This is a genomic window from Chrysosporum bergii ANA360D (assembly GCF_029891735.1).
GTDB lineage: Bacteria > Cyanobacteriota > Cyanobacteriia > Cyanobacteriales > Nostocaceae > Umezakia > Umezakia bergii.
On the sequence record NZ_JANQDH010000043.1, the window covers coordinates 1 to 18,160 of the forward strand.

Annotated in this window: 17 protein-coding genes; 11 read left to right on the forward strand and 6 right to left on the reverse strand. The window is 36.9% G+C overall.

What is annotated here, in order from left to right:
* Positions 1 to 309 precede the first annotated feature (309 nt).
* From NWP17_RS06620 to NWP17_RS06670, 11 genes are all read left to right on the forward strand, one after another.
* Positions 310 to 498 (forward strand): hypothetical protein, encoded by a 189-nt coding sequence (locus NWP17_RS06620; RefSeq protein WP_280654127.1) that lies wholly within the window; start codon positions 310 to 312, stop codon positions 496 to 498.
* 301 nt (positions 499 to 799) lie between these two features.
* Positions 800 to 1,597: a WecB/TagA/CpsF family glycosyltransferase gene (locus NWP17_RS06625; protein WP_280654128.1), complete on the forward strand. Its 798-nt coding sequence runs from the start codon at positions 800 to 802 to the stop codon at positions 1,595 to 1,597.
* Positions 1,594 to 2,919 (forward strand): flippase, encoded by a 1,326-nt coding sequence (locus NWP17_RS06630; RefSeq protein WP_280654129.1) that lies wholly within the window; start codon positions 1,594 to 1,596, stop codon positions 2,917 to 2,919. The genes NWP17_RS06625 and NWP17_RS06630 overlap by 4 nt, the downstream gene beginning before the upstream one ends.
* 15 nt (positions 2,920 to 2,934) lie before the next feature.
* Positions 2,935 to 3,978, forward strand: a complete 1,044-nt coding sequence (locus tag NWP17_RS06635) for a polysaccharide pyruvyl transferase family protein (protein ID WP_280654130.1) — start codon at positions 2,935 to 2,937, stop codon at positions 3,976 to 3,978.
* Positions 3,971 to 4,810 (forward strand): FAD-binding protein, encoded by an 840-nt coding sequence (locus NWP17_RS06640; RefSeq protein WP_280654131.1) that lies wholly within the window; start codon positions 3,971 to 3,973, stop codon positions 4,808 to 4,810. The genes NWP17_RS06635 and NWP17_RS06640 overlap by 8 nt, the downstream gene beginning before the upstream one ends.
* 38 nt (positions 4,811 to 4,848) lie before the next feature.
* A complete protein-coding gene (locus NWP17_RS06645) occupies positions 4,849 to 6,036 on the forward strand; it encodes a glycosyltransferase family 4 protein (RefSeq protein WP_280654132.1) in 1,188 nt (395 codons plus the stop codon).
* Positions 6,037 to 6,071: 35 nt separating this feature from the next.
* Positions 6,072 to 7,217, forward strand: coding sequence for a glycosyltransferase (locus NWP17_RS06650; RefSeq protein WP_280654133.1), 1,146 nt, complete (start codon positions 6,072 to 6,074; stop codon positions 7,215 to 7,217).
* Positions 7,218 to 7,261: 44 nt separating this feature from the next.
* Complete coding sequence (locus tag NWP17_RS06655) at positions 7,262 to 8,428, forward strand: glycosyltransferase family 4 protein (RefSeq protein ID WP_280654134.1); 1,167 nt, start codon at positions 7,262 to 7,264, stop codon at positions 8,426 to 8,428.
* Between the two features lie 28 nt (positions 8,429 to 8,456).
* Positions 8,457 to 9,731, forward strand: coding sequence for a glycosyltransferase family 4 protein (locus NWP17_RS06660; RefSeq protein WP_280654135.1), 1,275 nt, complete (start codon positions 8,457 to 8,459; stop codon positions 9,729 to 9,731).
* A 6-nt stretch (positions 9,732 to 9,737) separates the two neighbouring features.
* Complete coding sequence (locus tag NWP17_RS06665) at positions 9,738 to 10,988, forward strand: O-antigen ligase family protein (RefSeq protein WP_280654136.1); 1,251 nt, start codon at positions 9,738 to 9,740, stop codon at positions 10,986 to 10,988.
* Between the two features lie 62 nt (positions 10,989 to 11,050).
* Entirely contained in the window at positions 11,051 to 12,226 is a 1,176-nt protein-coding gene (locus NWP17_RS06670; protein ID WP_280654137.1) for a glycosyltransferase family 4 protein, read from the forward strand.
* On the opposite strand, the gene NWP17_RS06675 is transcribed toward NWP17_RS06670, so the two are convergent.
* The 6 genes from NWP17_RS06675 to NWP17_RS06700 form a co-directional block, all read right to left on the reverse strand.
* Positions 12,227 to 13,669: a hypothetical protein gene (locus NWP17_RS06675; RefSeq protein ID WP_280654138.1), complete on the reverse strand. Its 1,443-nt coding sequence runs from the start codon at positions 13,667 to 13,669 to the stop codon at positions 12,227 to 12,229.
* Positions 13,670 to 13,714: 45 nt separating this feature from the next.
* Positions 13,715 to 14,851, reverse strand: a complete 1,137-nt coding sequence (locus NWP17_RS06680; protein WP_280654139.1) for a nucleotidyltransferase domain-containing protein — start codon at positions 14,849 to 14,851, stop codon at positions 13,715 to 13,717.
* 4 nt (positions 14,852 to 14,855) lie between these two features.
* On the reverse strand, positions 14,856 to 16,583 hold the full coding sequence (locus tag NWP17_RS06685) for an ABC transporter ATP-binding protein (RefSeq protein WP_342394001.1): 1,728 nt from the start codon (positions 16,581 to 16,583) through the stop codon (positions 14,856 to 14,858).
* Positions 16,584 to 16,690: 107 nt separating this feature from the next.
* Complete coding sequence (locus NWP17_RS06690) at positions 16,691 to 17,623, reverse strand: hypothetical protein (RefSeq protein WP_280654141.1); 933 nt, start codon at positions 17,621 to 17,623, stop codon at positions 16,691 to 16,693.
* A gap of 124 nt (positions 17,624 to 17,747) precedes the next feature.
* On the reverse strand, positions 17,748 to 17,921 hold the full coding sequence (locus NWP17_RS06695; RefSeq protein ID WP_280654142.1) for a lasso peptide: 174 nt from the start codon (positions 17,919 to 17,921) through the stop codon (positions 17,748 to 17,750).
* A 32-nt stretch (positions 17,922 to 17,953) separates the two neighbouring features.
* Positions 17,954 to 18,130 carry a lasso peptide gene (locus NWP17_RS06700; protein ID WP_280654143.1) on the reverse strand — a complete coding sequence of 59 codons (177 nt, stop codon included), beginning with the start codon at positions 18,128 to 18,130 and terminating at the stop codon, positions 17,954 to 17,956.
* Between the last annotated feature and the right edge of the window lie 30 nt (positions 18,131 to 18,160).

Below are 18,160 nucleotides of genomic sequence, written 5' to 3' on the forward strand. Positions count from 1 at the left end.
CTTAAGCGTAACCTGTTATTACAGACTTCTAACTTGATAAAATCAAGCTTTAACTTAGCCTCTGTTAGTTTTTTTTCTAACTTAGACTGATTTGAATTGTATACCATAAGCCTCTTAAACCATTGTGGAATAAGGGTTGTATGGCTATACCGTTTTTATCCCATACCGTCTTATTGGTTAGTAACCAAGTTGTCTAAAACCCTTGATAAAACAGGATATAACTCACACTCAAAATGTGGCGACCTTGCGGTCATAGGAGTTCGATTCTCCTCCTGCCCATATACAGCAGATTATAGGTAAAAGAAAACTATGCAACTGAAAAGATGGGAATCTCCCCGCAGGGAAGGGAGAAACGATAAAGGCAGGGGCGGTGCAGCCAGAAAGCGGCAACTCAAAAAACAAAGGCAGATGCTACGCCAAAAGTTAAAACAGGCTAATCAACCAAACAATAATAAATACTTTCAGGGGGAAGATAAAAAATCTTCCCTCTTTTTTTAGCTGTGTGTGAAATGGCAAAATTTATCAGTACGTAAGAATATATGACGGGATTGTAATGTTGATGTAAAGAAAATCCCAGATAAGTATGAAGTAATCATGAAGTTTAGAACAATTATGCAATAAGTATTCACTCTCACACTAAGCTAATATACGTTTACCGAAAGTTCTACTAATTCGTTTAAAAACGTGAAAATACTGATAAATAGTTTTGTTTCCATGTAACTACGTATGAGAATCTGATGATCTGAATCTTGATTTTTAAGTAATGTTTAGTTTTTATTCTTGACATAAGGAGAATTTTATGGTGGGCAGAAAATTTCTACCTACTCAAAAAGTGCTTGATTTCCCTATCACTGCGTTGGTTTTTCATGATCAGATACAAACAATACTGAAGTGGGCGATCGCTCGTGAGAGCAAGTATGTGTGCGTAGCCAATGTACATATGCTGATGGAAGCTCATTGGCATCCAGAGTTTGCTGATGTGTTACACCATGCAGATATGGTTACACCTGATGGTATGCCCCTAGTGTGGATGATGCGGCAAATGGGAGCGCGTCAACAAGACCGTGTGGCCGGAATGGATCTTTTCTTAGCACTGTGTGAGAAGGCACAATCAGAAAATGTGAGTATTTTCTGTGTGGGTTCCCAAAATGAAATTCTCTCTAGGATGAGAAAACGTTTAGAACAGGAATTTCCTCGCCTGAAAATAGCAGCCATGGAACCTTTGCCTTTTCGTCCTCTCACGGAGGCTGAAGACGAAGTTTTAATCAATACAATTAATTCCAGTGGCGCTGGAGTAGTGTTCGTATCTTTGGGGTGTCCAAAACAAGAAACATGGATAGCTGAACATCAAGATAAAATTCAGGCAGTCATGATTGGCGTAGGTGGAGTTTTCCCGGTTTATGCTGGGATTAAAAAACGAGCACCCCGGATCATTCGAGACTTAGGAATGGAGTGGCTATATCGCTGGATTCAAGAACCAAGGCGACTATGGCGACGCTATGGAACAACCATTCCCCCTTTTATTTGGTTAGCAACTAAACAGTTACTTTCTTCCAGTCGTCTTGCCGCAGTTTTCATAGAAACTGGTGTGAAATGATTCAAAGTAAACTTAGTCATGGATTTCGTAATATTCTAGTTAACGTAGGTTGGCAGTTCTTTTATAAGATTCTGCGAATAGTTGTAGAGCCTTTGGTCTGGGTGTTGATAGCTCGTTATTTAGGACCTGAACAACTCGGCATATACAACTATGCCTTATCTTTTGTTGCTTTGTTTAATGTTCTCACTGGTTTAGGTTTACGTCCCCTAGTGGTGAGAGACCTAGTTCAGCACCCTGGGGATAAAAATTTACTGCTGGGGACAGCTTTTGCTTTAAAATTAAGCGGTGGATTATTATCTCTATTGCTGTCCATAGGTATCATATGGTTGAGTAAACCTAATGATATTGGAATTCGCTCATTGGTAACAATTTTTGCGATCAGTAATATTTTTCAAATCAGTTCTACCATTAATATATGGTTTGAATCACAGATTAAGTCAAAAATAACAGCATACACCACAATTACAGCATTTATTATTATTGTCATTGCCAAAATATTGTTACTAATCACAAATGCCCCCCTTCTAGCATTTGCATACATCACCGTTTTACAAGTATTTATAGAAACAGTTGGTGCAATTATTGCATATAGAATTACTGGCGAGCTTATCCAAACATGGCGAGCCAGCCTTTCAAAGGCTAAAGCAATGCTCAATCAATCTTGGCCTTTAATTTTGGCTGGGATAGGAACAATATTCTACCTAAAAATTGATCAGATCATGTTGGGGGAAATTTCCGGAATAAAAGAAGTGGGAATTTATTCAGCAGCCATCCGATTTTCCGAGGCATTATATTTTGTTCCTAGCATAATTACCAATACAGTTTTTCCTGCCTTAGTCAAAAATAAAATTGACGATAAAAAAATCTATCAAAAAAACCTGCAAAAATTATACAACTACATGACTTGGACAGCAATTATAATTACCATTCTTGGTGCAAGTTTTGCTCATCCATTGATAGTACTTTTATATGGTGAAGAATATCAAGCAGCAGGAATAATTTTAGCCATTCATACATGGTCAAACATATTCATATTTTGGCATCAAATAAATATGGACTGGTTAGTTAATGAAGGTTTACTTAAATTTCCTCTATTCAGACAGATTATGGGAGCTATAGCCAATATTTCACTCAATTTTATTTTGATACCAAAATATGGAGGAGTAGGAGCAGCAATAGCGACAGTTATTTCCTATGGTATAGCTTCTTACTTTGCCTTTTTCCTTACCTCAAAAACTCAGGTAGCAGCTAAAATGATGACATTATCATTAGCTTTTCCCTTCATAATAATTTGGCGAAAAATAAGTATAGATAAAATATAATCGGGTTAAATAAACATGAAAAAAGTAGGAATATTAACTTATCATCATGCTATCAACTATGGAGCAAACTTACAAGCTTATGCTCTATGGCAATCAGTGAAAAAACAAGGATATGACGTTGAGTTTATCGACTATAGACCTGTAAGCGCTCTTAAAAATTACTTTATGAATAAATATTTCTGGCAGAATTTAATTAAATCACGAAAATTAGATAATTTCTTGGTTTATCATACAAAATTAGGAAAATCAAGAACTTATCATAAATCTGACCTCAAGCAAAAATATTTTAACTATGATATAATTATTTCTGGCAGCGATGAAGTTTGGAATATAAATTCATTTAGAGGATATGATCCTGCTTATTTCTTAGATTTTATTAACCAAGGCAGTAGTTTAAAAATAAGTTATGCAGCAAGTTTTGGCAGCACAGTTACCTTAGGATTGTACCGAGAAAAAATAAGTCACCTACTTAATCAGTTTACTTATATCTCTGTTCGAGATGCCAATAGTTTAAACTTAGTAAATGAGGAATGTAATTGCAAAGCTATTCAGGTTCTTGATCCAACTTTTCTCGCTGATTATAGTCAAGTTATTTCTCCTGTAAAGGAAGAAAGACCATATTTGTTAATATACGGTTTTAAACTAAATGAAGTAGAAGAAAAATTAGTCAAGCTTTTAGCTAAAAATATGGGTTTAATGATAGTATCTATTGGTTTTTATAGTCCAATTGCCGATAAAAATTTAGTCAATATTGGTACAGAACAATGGCTTGGCTATTTCCAACAAGCTACTTACGTCCTCACCAGCTTTTATCATGGAACTATATTTTCCATTATTTTTAAAAAACCATTTGTGGCTTTAAGTAGAGGCGATAAAACAATTAAAGTACACGACTTACTCAATGATCTAGATTTAGAAAATCGTATTTTTTATCAAACCTCAGATATTAATAAATTTGTTAACCAAAATTTAGAAATCAATTATCAGCATATTATTAATAATTTAGCTAAAAAAGTATTACTGTCTAGAAAATTTCTGATGGAGGCACTCAATGGTTAATATTCAATCTATAGTATCCAATAAACTTTCCTCTTATCGAACCACGCATTATTTTAAACAATATGCAGAAATTACGAGTGTAGATGAATTTCGTCAATATTGTGAATGGGCAAAAACAAATAATGTTAAAGTTTATATTTTAGGTAATGGTTCTAATACTTTATTTATGAGTAAATCAATTAAAACATTGATTCTTAAAAATAAACTCCCTAAATATATCCAACCTTTATGTGAATTTAAATTAGAAGTTTCTTCCACGGTTTTAGTAATGGATATTCTAAAATATTGCCAAGAACAATCATGGGATGCTTTTTATTATCTTGCTTCTGTACCAGCCACTATTGGCGGTGCATTAGCCATGAATGCTGGAAGGGGTAGACAGTATGAATGTACAATTTATGATTTTGTAGAAAGTATAACATTTTGGCAAGATGGGTGTATTAAAACTTTAGCAAATCATGAAATAGAACGCAGTTACAGGAAAACCATATTTATAGGTACACATGAAAAAATAATTCTCAGTGCTGTGTTCAAATTTAGTCCTATGACAGCTAATGAGAAACCATTACTACAAAGACTCAAGTGGTCTAAAGATCACCAAGACCATAGTGGGCCAAACTGCGGGACAGTATTTAAGTCAGCTTATTCTCCAATCATGCAACTTTTAAAAGGTTTGTCTTGCGGAAAAGCCTGTTTTTCCAGAAAGACAGGAAATTGGATACTGAATAAATCAGAAAGTAGTATGGGAATTATTATCCTGATCACTATTGCTAAAATAATACATTTTTTAAGTTTCCAAAAAATTGAGTTAGAAATTATAACCATAGACTAATGTATTAATAAATTTAATAATATCATAATTTACCAGCCATGAAAATTCTTTTCATAAACACCTTATATTCTCCCAATTTTGTCGGTGGTGCTGAACGTTCAGTACAACTTTTAGCAGAATCATTAGTAGAAAAAGGGCATCAAGCTGTTGTTTTAACTACTGTTCCCTTGTCAACAACAAAAGTAGATTTTTTAAATAAAGTCAAAGTTTATTATATAGGAATTAAAAATCTTTATTGGCAATATGAACAACAAAAACCCCCTAAATATATGGCGTTACTTAAGCCTATTTGGCACGCTATTGATATTAGTAACCCCTGGATGGCCAAAGAAATAGGAGAAATTATCGACACAGAAAAGCCAGATTTAGTTCACACTAATAATTTAGCAGGATTTTCAGTTTTAGTTTGGCAAACTTTACACAAACGACAGATACCAATAGTCCATACTTTACGTGACTATTACTTAATCTGTCCCCGTAAATATATTATGTTTCGCAATGATAAAAACTGTGAAACTCCATGTTGTGACTGTAAAAGCTACTCTTTTTTTAAACGTCAAATGTCTAATTACGTCAATGCAGTTATAGGAATTAGCCAATTTATATTAAACCATCATTTAAACCTGAATTATTTTACTAATGTTCCAGTACAAAAAGTCATTTACAATTCTTATCAACCTGGTATGATATCAAAAGAAAAAAGTTCTCGGCTAAGATTAGGTTATCTGGGCAGAATTGACAAGAGTAAAGGTTTTGACACTTTGTTAAAAAGCCTAGAAACAATATCCTCTCAGAATTGGGAATTGCAAGTAGGGGGGGAAATTTCAGATGAACAAATTGCTTATTTCCGTGGTCGCTATCCACTACCTCATGTTAATTATCTCGGTTACGTTAAACCAGAAGTATTTTTTAGCCAAGTTGATGTGTTAGTAGTTCCATCACTATGGCAAGAACCACTGGGAAGAATAGTAATTGAGGCTTACGGGTATGGAGTGCCTGTAATTGGTTCAAATCGTGGTGGAATAACGGAAATTATTGATTCCGGGAAAACAGGATTTATATTTGAACCATCAGAAATAGACAGTTTAGCCAGAAACATTAATAAATTTATCCAATATCCACAACTAGCAGTAGAAATGAGTAAGAATGCTTGGCAAAAATACCAATGTTTTACACCAAATAAAATTATAACAGAATATTTAACTGTTTATGAAAGTATTATCTAGTGGCAAAATTATTAACATTTTTTTGAGTCAGGTAAATGAAATTATATATCTATAGCAAAAGTTTTCCCCCAGATGTTACTGTAATTAAAAGTGAAGGAACTAAGAAAGCTATCCATGGTCTGGCATCTGGACTAGTAAAATGTGGTGTGGAGATTACCATACTTTGTGAAGGAAAAAATGACGGTGTTTTTGTAATGCCAGAGGGATATAAAATCCACTGTTTCACCAATCCACAACAGCATCAGTCTTTTAAAATTGCTATTGGTTTACAAAAATTCATTATTGACTGTTTAGATACTAACAGCCTGGTGATTTTAAGTGGTATATTTCAACCTAGAATTTATGTTTTATCCCGTTTTTTGAAAAAATGTAATGTACCTTACCTAGTATTCCCCCATGATCCTTATAATCCTGCTATTTTCACTAAAAATGCTCATCTTAAATGGTTATATTGGTATCTTTTTGAACAAAAAGTATTAAAACAAGCTAAAGCGGTTCAACTACTAGATATTCGTCATAGTGAGTTTTTGCGGAATTTAAAAGTGAACACTTCTGTCATAGCTGCACCTAATGGTTTCTTACCTGATGAGGTATATCCTGAACATTCCTTAAAGTGGAATACACAAGGGAATGCAAAATTCTTTTTTATAGGTCGTATAGATGCCTATAATAAAGGTTTAGATTTATTAGTAGAAGCATTTGCACAAATTGCCAAAACCACAAATGCTCAACTTGTGATTCAAGGTTCTGATCAAGGAGATAAAAAAAAGTTAGAAAATCAAGTCGCCAAGCTATCTCTATTAAAAACAGTTTCATTTCTACCTCCTGATTACACAATACCCACACCTCTAATTATTCAAAACTATGATGTTTTTTGTGTTCCTTCTCGCTTTGAGGGCTTCAGTTTAGCAGCCTTAGAAGCAATGTTAGCCGGTCGGGTTCTTTTGGTTTCAAAGGTAGCTGGTATAGCGCCCCATGTGGAAGCAAGCGGTTGTGGTGTGGTAGTTGAGCCGGAAGTATCAAAGATTAGGTTTGGCTTAATAAAGTTACTCAAATGTCGTTCAAATTGGCAAGAAATGGGATTAAAGGGTCGAAATTATGCCCTAGAGTATCTGAACTGGAATAAAATCGCCATGGCTACTTTAGCACAGTATCAAAAGCTGATGGGGTATCGTGAGTAAACATAGTATTTTTATAGTATTTTTTGGGAGTGTATTTAAGTAATATGAACGTGAATTATACCATCAAAAATATTGCTACAGCTTGGGTTAGTCCCAGTATGAAACTTGGTTTTTATATACAACCTGTACTGCGAAACCTGAGTAAATATATTCCAAAAATGGAAATTTTTACTTCACAATGGCCGGGCTTTGTTCCTGGTTGTGAAGATGGTTTTAAGGTGAATATAGTAGGTGAGTATAGGGAAATCCCTGTCAGTCAGACTAACACAGGATATAAACGCATTATTCAGTTATTACCATTAGAAATTATTCCCCAACTTTGGCAATTTCAACCACAAATTATCTTTGTTACTGGTCTTTCTCTGTGGACTATTTGCGTACTGATGTTAAAGCCTTTCAGAAAATGGGGAGTGATAGTTGTATACAGTGGAAGCTCACCTAACATAGACATGACTGATTCACCTATTCGTCTGTTGATTAGACGTTTGATGGTTAAATATGTTGATGCGTTTGTGACTAACTCCCAAGGAGGAAAAACTTATATTACCCAGGTTTTAAAGGTTCATGAGACTAAAGTTTTTGCCCGACCTTATCAAATTCCAGACAAACAAGCACTTTTACAATCTAGTCGGGATAGTGACTGTCAATTATCTCATATCCAACATCCTAGATTTCTCTTTATTGGTCAGACAATAGATCGTAAAGGTTTAACCTTTTTGTTACAAGCTTGCTCATTACTAGAAACTCAAGGTTACCATGATTATACTTTGATTGTCATTGGTGATGGCGAGCAACGCCAAGAGCTTGAGAACTGGACTAGAAACCATAGGCTAGAAAACAGAGTTAGATTTGAAGGATGGGTAAAATATGGTAATTTAGGACAATATTTTGAGAATATAGATGTTTTTATCTTTCCCACTTTAGAAGATATTTGGGGTATGGTTGTCTTAGAAGCTATGCTTTTTGGTAAGCCAATCATGTGTTCTAAATATGCAGGGGTATCAGAAATGATTTGTCCTTCAGAAAATGGTTATATTTTCGATCCCTACAATTGTCAAGAAATAGCTGATTTGATGCGGGATTTTATAGATAATCCAGCTTTAATTAGTTCTATGGGTTTGAAATCAGAAGAGATGATTAAAAATTATACTCCAGAAGCAGCAGCAAAGTTCCTCAATGAAGTTCAGTCTTTTGTGTTGGGTATGAAGTAAACGAAATTCTGTGAATTAATAATTTACCATGGAAAGTTTAAAGCTGTTAATTTCCGCCTACGCTTGTGAACCAAACCGAGGTTCTGAACCGGGGGTAGGCTGGAATGTGATTCAAGAAGTGAGTAAGTATCATCAAGTTTGGGTACTAACATCAAATTGTCATCGTCAAGGTATTGAAGCTTATTTAGCACAACACCCACTGCCAAATATCAACTTTGTATATTTAGATCCTTTGGGTTGGATTTTAAATTGGAATAACCCCAATAAAGTAACACAATTAGGGGTGCATTTACACTACTACCTGTGGCAAATATTAGCATATTTTGTCAGTCGTTCACTTCACCAACAGATATGCTTTGATGTGGCACATCATGTAACTTATGTGCGGTATTATAGTCCTAGTTTTATTTCACTACTACCAATTCCTTTTATTTGGGGTCCTGTGGGTGGTGGTGAGTCAGCGCCGAAAAAGTTCTGGGAAGGTTTCAGCCTCCGTGCTAAAGCTTATGAAACAGCACGGTACTTATTTAGGTCTTGGGGAGAATTAGATCCTTTTGTACATATAACTGGGAAAAAAAGTGCTGTAGTTAGAGCCACAACTAATGATACAGCTAAACGTTTAGAAAAAATGGGTGTAAAAAATGTGCAAGTATATTCTCAGTTGGGTTTATCTTCAGATGAAATAGCAACACTTGCAAGTTATAGAGCAGATGGTAGAGTGAATAATTCTAGGATCAGATTTATCAGCGTGGGCCGGCTGTTGTATTGGAAAGGATTTGATTTAGGGCTGAGTGCATTTGCTCAAGCAGAACTACCCCATGCTGATTTTTGGATTGTAGGAGATGGACCTGAACGGAAACAGCTAGAACAATTGACCGAAGCACTAAGTATTGGTGGAAGAGTTAAATTTTGGGGTAATTTATCTCGTGAACAAACCTGGGAGAAAATACAAGATTGTCATGTTTTAGTTCATCCCAGTTTGCATGACTCTGGGGGATTTGTGTGTCTGGAAGCAATGGCTGCTGCTTGTCCAATTATCTGTTTAGATTTAGGGGGTCCAGCCATTCAAGTTACAGAGGATATAGGTGTGAAAATTTCAGCCCATACACCCGAACAAGTGATAGGCGATATCGCTAAAGCTATGAATTATTTAGCGAGTGATGGAGATTTAAGATTGCGTATGGGTGGAAATGGACAACAAAGGGTAAACGAGGCTTTTAGTTGGGAAAGTAAAGGAAGGCAATTAGTTCAAATGTATGAAGAAATTTCAACTCAAAATACATTTCCTATGAAATTGAGTTAGAAAACCATGAAAGTATATAATAATGTTTTATCTGTAACTTTACTCCTGTGCGGACTGACGGATTTTATCCGCAAATTTAACGTCGGCGGAATTACCGCACTAGGTTTACTAACCATTGTTTTGGCTTTGGGTAGCTGGTGTTGTGTTTTTACTCGTTATCATAAGTTACCCAAAATAGTTTTAGTGGCATCTGGGTTAGTTTTGTTCATAATATGTGCTGTTCTTAATTGGCTGTGGTATTACGCCAGTTTGCCTGCCATGAATGTTATCCAGAACTTATCTGTATATTTAGCATTTCCTGGAATGATTCTATTAAGTATTATACAAAGTTATCGAATTTTAGTTATACCTGAATACATTAGCAAAACTTTACCAATAGCGATTAAAATATCAGTATGCTTGTATGCCTTAAGTGTTCTCATCTATCGTCCAGGCACGGGGTTGATTATGGCTGCCAGATCATTTGCATTGTTTGCCATAGTTGGCTGTGCTTGGTTTATGGCATCATGGCGCTATGGTTTGCCTGGAGGGTGGAAATGGTTAGCTTTGACAATTTTGACCATCGCCTTTAGTTTTTCTCGATCTGCACTAATTATAGTTATTTTGTTATTTCCCATATCTCAATTTTCCTGTAAGACTCTCAAGGGTTGGTTACGTATGGGTTTAACTATAGCTATAATCATTATTGTTTCATACTTGGCATTTACCTATGTAGAACCTATACGTTCCCGTTTTACAGATACAGGAGACAATGCAACTGTTGGTGGAGTACAAATTAATACATCAGGGCGAAATGCAGCGTGGCCAATTGCATACGCTTCAGCTTGGGAATCACCGTGGATTGGTAAAGGTCCTGGTTCCGTAGGAACTGTTTTAGTAAAAAGTGTCGGCTCTGCTTTTAGTCATCCTCATAATGATTACTTAAGAATTTTTCATGATTATGGCTTAATTGGTTTAACTTTGTGGTTAATGGGATATGGGCAATTAATGAGCAAAACTTGGCAAAATTGGCAATGGGCAGAGAGAAATGATCGAGATAGTGTGCATATTCACTTGGCAGCTTTCCTGAGCTTGATAGGGATAGCTTTAGCTATGATTACTGATAATGTGATAGTTTATATTTTTGTCATGGCTCCTTTGGGCATATTGGTGGGGGCTTCTCTGGGAAGTGGGAATCGTCGTCAAAAGGAAATTAAGTCTGCTCAGAGAATAGCGATATTATCAAACAGTTCCGCTCAACTGGTTGTTAAACCTTAAGTTGCGGTTAAGTCATTTAAGTCATTTTTTGAGTTTTTTGGGCAGTTTAGGGGTTTAAATTTATGAGAGTTTTGTTATTACATAACCGATATCAACTTGCAGGTGGTGAAGATGGGGTAGTACAAGCTGAAAAGTCTTTATTGCAAGCAAATGGCCATGAAGTATCTTTATTACAAGTGAGCAATGATAGGATTAAAAATACCTGGGATAAAGTGGCAACTGCCATAAATGCAATTTACTCATACTCATCTAAAGAACGAGTTAAACAAGAAATTGCTCGTCTGCTTCCTGATGTGGTTCATGTACATAACTTTTTTCCCTTGTTGTCGCCTTCTATCTATGATGCTTGTCGAGAACATAAAATTCCTATAGTCCAAACTCTACATAATTATCGGTTGGCTTGTCCTAAAGCCATGCCGTTCCGAGATGGCAAAATTTGTGAGGATTGTATTGGTGAGTTAGTACCTTGGCAAAGTATTGTCCATGGTTGCTATCGTAGTTCCCGTGTAGAAAGTTCGGTGGTAGCAGTTATGAATACTTGGCATAGACTAGGAGGAACTTGGCAAAAAAAAGTAGATGCTTATATTGTGTTTACGGAATTTCAAAAAGCAAAAATGGTTCAGGCTGGACTACCAGCTGCCAAGTTACATATTAAACCTAATTTTGTTTTTGATCATGTATCTGCAAATGTAAGTGACCAAGGTAGTAATTATATTCTTTTTGTCGGCAGACTATCGCCAGAAAAGGGAGTTTCAGTTTTAATTGATGCCTATGTCAAACACAATTTACGCACGCCATTAAAAATTGTTGGTGATGGTCCATTACGCCAACAATTACAACAGGAGGTAGAAAATACTAATACTGATCATGTCATTGAGTTTTTAGGATTTCAAAATCAAGCTATAGTTTTATCATTAATGCGTCAAGCAAAGTTGTTAGTATTTCCTTCTATTTGGTATGAAGGTTTTCCTTTAACTGTTGCTGAGGCTTTTGCTTGTGGTTTAGCTGTAATCACTCCTAAGTTGGGCTGTATGGCAGAAATTATTGAAGATGGGGTGAATGGTTGCCATTTTGAACCAGGGAATGCGGCTGATTTGGCTGCAAAAATCCAATGGGCGGATGCTTTTCCTGACACTGTGAGCAATATGGGTATAAATGCTCGCTGCACATATGAAGTTAAGTATTCTCCGGGGGTTAATTATGAGCAGTTGATAAAAATTTATCAAGAAGTTATTTAATTAATCTTGCTTTCCCACTGTCCAAGGAGTTCCGTTGGGTAGAATTGCTCCCATATCTGCCGCTAGACCAGTTAAGCCAGTGGGGATGTAGTATGGTGAGGGTTGAGTTCCAAAGCGTTGAAAGATAGGGTCAAGATTAAATGCGAGAGTCCCTACTGGTTTAATGTTAAAAAATATATTATATCTCACACCTTTTGATGCAGATAGGAAGTTATTACGCTGGAAAGATGAATTATAGAAAATGTTATTACTAATTTGTTGATCTGCTCTTTCTCCTTGCATAAAATGAAAAATTCTGGTTTTTGAGTTATTAATATAAACAGTGTTGTTGACAAACTTAAAATTGGATAACGGAACTCGGAAATGACCGATTAATGTTGGTCCTTTTGTATTTTCAAAAATATTGTGGTGAACGTTGAGGTTTCTGGGATCATGTCCCCATGCTGCAATGGGGTAAGAACCACCACGAATATAGTTATGGTCAAATTCAATATTGTCTGTGCCTACTTCTAGGGCATAAAATGGGTTGTCTCCATACCAAAGATTATGATGGACGCGAACTCTCGCCCCTGGTGGCTGGCTGTTTCGGAAAGCAACTAAAGATAAAGTGCTATTAAAGTTTGAATATGAGATTTCGCATGGTACACAATGGGTATGCCAAATTTCTAAGGCCATTTGGGGAGTCCAGCCATGTTTCCAAGCGTTCCATTTATCGACTTTAATATCTAAATTGTAAAACCGGACATTTTTTAAAATACTGGGGGGACCACTCCAGGGCTGATGTTTTGGCCACCTATCGCTAATGGTTTTAATTCCACTACCACCTCGTTCTCTGGTGTCAATGTCAATGTCATGAATATCAACGTTTGTTAAGTTACCTAGAACAAAAGCGGAAGATTGTTTGCCATTTTGTCCTGCAACTCGATTGTTATAGGAACTATCTCTAATAACAATATGGCTAATGTTGCTATCAGTCACTCTGTCAAAATTCATCGCTTGATGGGCATAACCATTAAATGCTAGGTTTTCCATTATTAATTGTTCGGCATCTCTAACATAGATACCCAATTTATAAGTATAATAATTGCCATGGAAATTCATGTTACTAATAGTGATTTTTTTCACTCCTGTAATTAGTAATTCTCCTTTAATGGTTGTGCTGTCAACTCCTGAACCAATCAGGTTAATTCCTGAAGGAACTGAAACTGTACCTCTTAAATAAAAAGTTCCTTTTCCTACTCTGATGGTATGCCCTTGATTTGGAGTAACAGATAATAGGGCTTTGTTAACTGTGCGCCAAGGCGAAGTTTTTGTGCCTTGACCTCGATCTGACCCTTGAATATCTACATAATATTCTTTTGCCCAGACTGGAGAAGCAGAAAAAACTAAAATTAGGGATACTATTCCTGATATGTTGATATGATTTAGAGGTGAATTTTTCATACTTTTGATGGTGAAGTTATTTTTATTCAAATTTAATGACAAGGTTCAGATCCAGGCTGGAAATAAATTATTATTTCTGGCAATAACTAAGATAGATTGGTAAAAACAGTAGTTAAGTTTGTCCTGTAAGCGTTCTCTGGTATTCAGGTCGAAAATATAGTTTTTAAACAGCGTGGAAGAATTGTCATGTGGGCAGAAAAGCTGGGCAGTTATTTGTGCAGCTAAAGATTGAACGGTGGGTTCTGTTTTTATTATCTGTAACAATTCCCCTGATATTTCTATGCTAAATAAGTTTTTGGCTAGGATGATACCCAGCAAAAATCTCCTCCAGCATCCTAGGTTTTTGGCTTGTGCTATTACCCAGCCCCAGTTTATAGCAGGATAAGCACGGATTAAATTTGTTATATCGCAAATTAACTGTAGCTTGTTCCAACGGTCTCTAGAACCATGTATACACAGGAATAAAAGATGATCTTCAGGGGAAAGACTGGGTATTTGTTGACCTGCTAGGGATGTCAGTTGATGACGCTCCCAAACCTGTTGATAGTCAATGGGGAAGGATAGGTATTTCTGCAAAAGTTGCCAGTGAAAGTCTAAGTTAACTCCTGTTAGTTTATGTGTGTAGTTGTTGTCTTTACAATATGGGGATTTTAATCTACTAATTTCTTGTTCTCTAGTAAATTTATATGTGCTTTGGTATCCTTGAGCAACTAATAAATCCCTGGCTTTAATTGCATCCTGTGGGCGCACTAGGATGTCTATGTCGTTAAATTGGCGCAGTCCAAGGTTACCATAGCATGAGATGGCCAGGATTGGTCCTTTAATGGGAATGGCAGAAATTTTGTGTAGTTGAAAGACAGTAAGCAGTTGCAGCAGTTGGTTAGTTAGGAAGAGGTTACGCCGGATATTAGTTTGGAAGTAAGAAAGTAACTGATCTAATATTTGTTTGGGAACTAGTGCAGAAAAGTGATTATTCAGGGTTTGGTAAATTAATGGTGTGACTTTATGAAATATAGCTGTTTGGATGATGTACTTCCAATTAAGGTGTTGATGCAGTATCGATGTCATTCTTGCGGTGCTGGAGGTATCTAAATGAGTACAGGCACAACCAAGAATTAATTCTATTTCAGAGGATGTTTTAATTACTTGGTTTTTATGATTGGTGGGAGATAAGGTTGTCATTGAATTAAAGTGTAGAGCTAAGTGCAGGGGGGTTAGAGTTTGCTTGGGTTTGGGCTTGCCAAGATTGGGCATAAAGACCCTTGAGGGCTAATAATTGGTCATGACTGCCAGATTCTACAATTTGACCATCACGCATGACGTGAATAATATCTGCCTGCATGGCTAGTGTGAAACGATGGGTAATGACAATGGCGGTGCGATCGCTTGATAATTTCCGGAATCTCAGTAACCAATCATGTTCTGCCCAGGGGTCCATGGCGCTGGTGGGTTCATCGAGGATAACTATTTGGGAACGGCGAAAGAATGACCGAGCCAGGGCTAGACGTTGCCATTCACCACCACTCAGGTCACTACCCCCAGGAAACCATTTTCCCAACATAGAATTATAGCCTTGAGGTAAACGTTCAATAGTTTCATGGACTCCTGCGTAAAGGGCTGCTGCTTGAATATCATCTATGGTTGGGGTAACTTTTAAATCTCCCAAAGCAATATTTTGGGCAGCAGTAACAAAATAAGGAACTGGGAATTGAAATAAAACCGTAATCAAGCGGCGCAGTTCTTCCACTGAGAATTTGTGTAGTGGCGTTCCTTCTAACTCCACACTACCCGCTTCCGGGTCATAAAAACGGCAAAGCAGCTTGATGAGGGTACTCTTACCCGCCCCGTTATCCCCAACAATTGCCACAATTTTACCGGCTGGGATGGTGAGATTAAAGTTTTCTAACACCGGGCGATCGCTCCCCGGATAACGAAAAGTTACCTGACAAAAACGAATACCTTGGCGCAATTTTTTTGGTGTAGGTAAGGGTTGGGGAGGGTCAACAATCTTGTATTTTAACTGTAAAAATTCAAACAGATTTTTGACAAACAAGCTATTTTTGTATACTTCCCCTAGGTTACCCAACAGAGATTTCATTAAAGTCTGACCCTTATTAAATGATTGATAGAATAGTGCCAAGTCACCCAAAGAAATTAATCCTAATAAAACTTGTCTCCCCATCCAAGCCAAAGCCGCCCCAGAAATAAAAAGAGTGATCACACTAGCAGCAAGACGACCATTACTTTGCGCTCTAATTAACTGTAAATTCTCCCGACGTAGGCGACAACGCAATTTTTGGTAAGCTGCGTGGAAATAAGAACCTAAATTGAATAATCGCATCTCTGCCGCAATGCTACTATCAGTAAGTAGTATTTCGTAATATTCCAGCCACCTTCTATCTATAGTTGTCTTCTGCCACCATTGATGATATTGCTTATTCAGCTTTAATACAATATATAAAGATGGCAAAGCACTAATAATTAATACTAAAGGTAGCCAAACTCCGTAGGGCAACAAAATAGCCGCCATAGAAAAAAGAGTTAAGCTATTTTGCAACAAATTACCAGTATTTTCTAATAAACTCAAAGAATTTTCTCCAGCATTACTGCGTGCGCGGTTTAAATGGTCATGATACTCTGATGATTCATAACAACCTAAATCAATAGCCACTGACTGGCCATGAACCAAAGCGCTAATATAATCTTGTACTAAATCTGACTGAGCAGTGCGAACCCATTGGCTAGTGCTTCGCAGCAACTCTGTTAACAGTAATACACACCCCATCAGAGCAACTGGAAAGACAATTTTTTCCCAACTTTGCCCAGATACACCCGCACCCATAACCATCACTAGGCTATCAACTAACCACCGAGTGAGATAAACAGTAACAACAGGTAATAGTCCCTGAATCACTAACAAAACACCCCAAGCTAAAGTCCAATAGCGAGATGCACTCCAGACTAGGCTAATTGTCTGAGGTATATAACAGAGCTGAAAAAAGCTTTTTTTTAACCTACTAATCAAAACTTATGACTCCTACCACAAAAAATTGTGTTCAAGTGGGGCTGATTTTGAGAAACCTTAACTATGGAGTTGCTCAGGTCTGCTTGTACTAATTGGACTAACTGGATCAGGTCTGCTAAAGCAGGTTTTCTGGTAAAGCGAGAGATAGATACATTCTTAGCTAAACTGGCGCATTGTTGCAGATTTGATTTTTTAAACTCAATATTTGTCATCCACTCGGTTGAACGAGTATGACGTATTAATTCTAAAACAGCAATTTGGGGTGAAAGTGGGATAATTTCATGGTTACTACCTTTTGCCAAAATATAAATTTTTTTTAGAGGTAGAGATTCTTGAGAAAATCCATCAGTAAATCTGTGGGCAAGTTTGGGTAAATTAGGTATAACTTGAGTTAATTTTTCAAGGTCATGTCCTAAAACAGCAGCAGTTTCCGGCCAAAGTTTAATTTGGGGAAAACTAGGCATAACTAGGGGATATTCTGTATTTGTTTGGATGGGCATGACATCATCTGTCAAAATTGGATAGCCTTGAGTGCGGAAAGTTTCCGCTAAGGTTGACTTCCCCCATCCAGAACCCCCAATAAATCCCACCACTCCATTATTAATAACAACGCTGCTACCGTGGAGGACTAATAATCCCCGTTGTCGTAATAACAATGACATGGCGAAGCCCAAAAGTAAAGCCCGGATTGTTGATTCATCTACTATAGAATCGGCATCAAAAGTAATTTCACATCCATTTTGAATCAAAAACCTGACCCCAAAACTAATTGGGGAGAGTATAATGTTGCCTCCGTCCGTAGTTTCTGGATGTATATTATCTAGTCTTCCTCGCCGCACTATCACTTGAGGATTTCCCTGGGCGCTGAATAGTTCTGGTAATTCAATTTCTGAGTAAATACAGAGATTGTAGGCTGTATATATATACATTTTTATCTAAGTTTAATTGAGGAGAGAAATATTTGACGTGCGTCAGATATGAAACATAAGCTATTTGCCATATACACTCTGACGCACCCTACTAACCGGACTTACCCGACTTACCTGTGAACACTTATGAAATGCTCACGGGGGATGTAGCCCTAACATCTACTCTTGAAGAACCTCCGGCTATTCCGCGACCATCTGAGTCAAAAAAAGTGTCTGTTCCCCCTGTATTACCAACAACTTGGGTCAGGTCTTGGACTTTACCGTAAACAGTGAGTTTTGGTGCTGCGTAAATTTTCATCAGCAGTCTCCTAATTGTGAATAATTGGATTTTTATGATATGAGTGTCACCTGCGTAGTGGATCTCACATCTTCTGTTGATGTAGCTCTACCAAATACTGAACCATCGGCGTTAAAAAAAGTATCATTACCGCCTGTACTGCCAACAACTTGGGTCAGGTCTTGGACTTTACCGTAAACAGTAAGTTTTGGTGCTGTGTAAGATTTCATCATGTAACCTCGTGATAGTTGTTTGATATC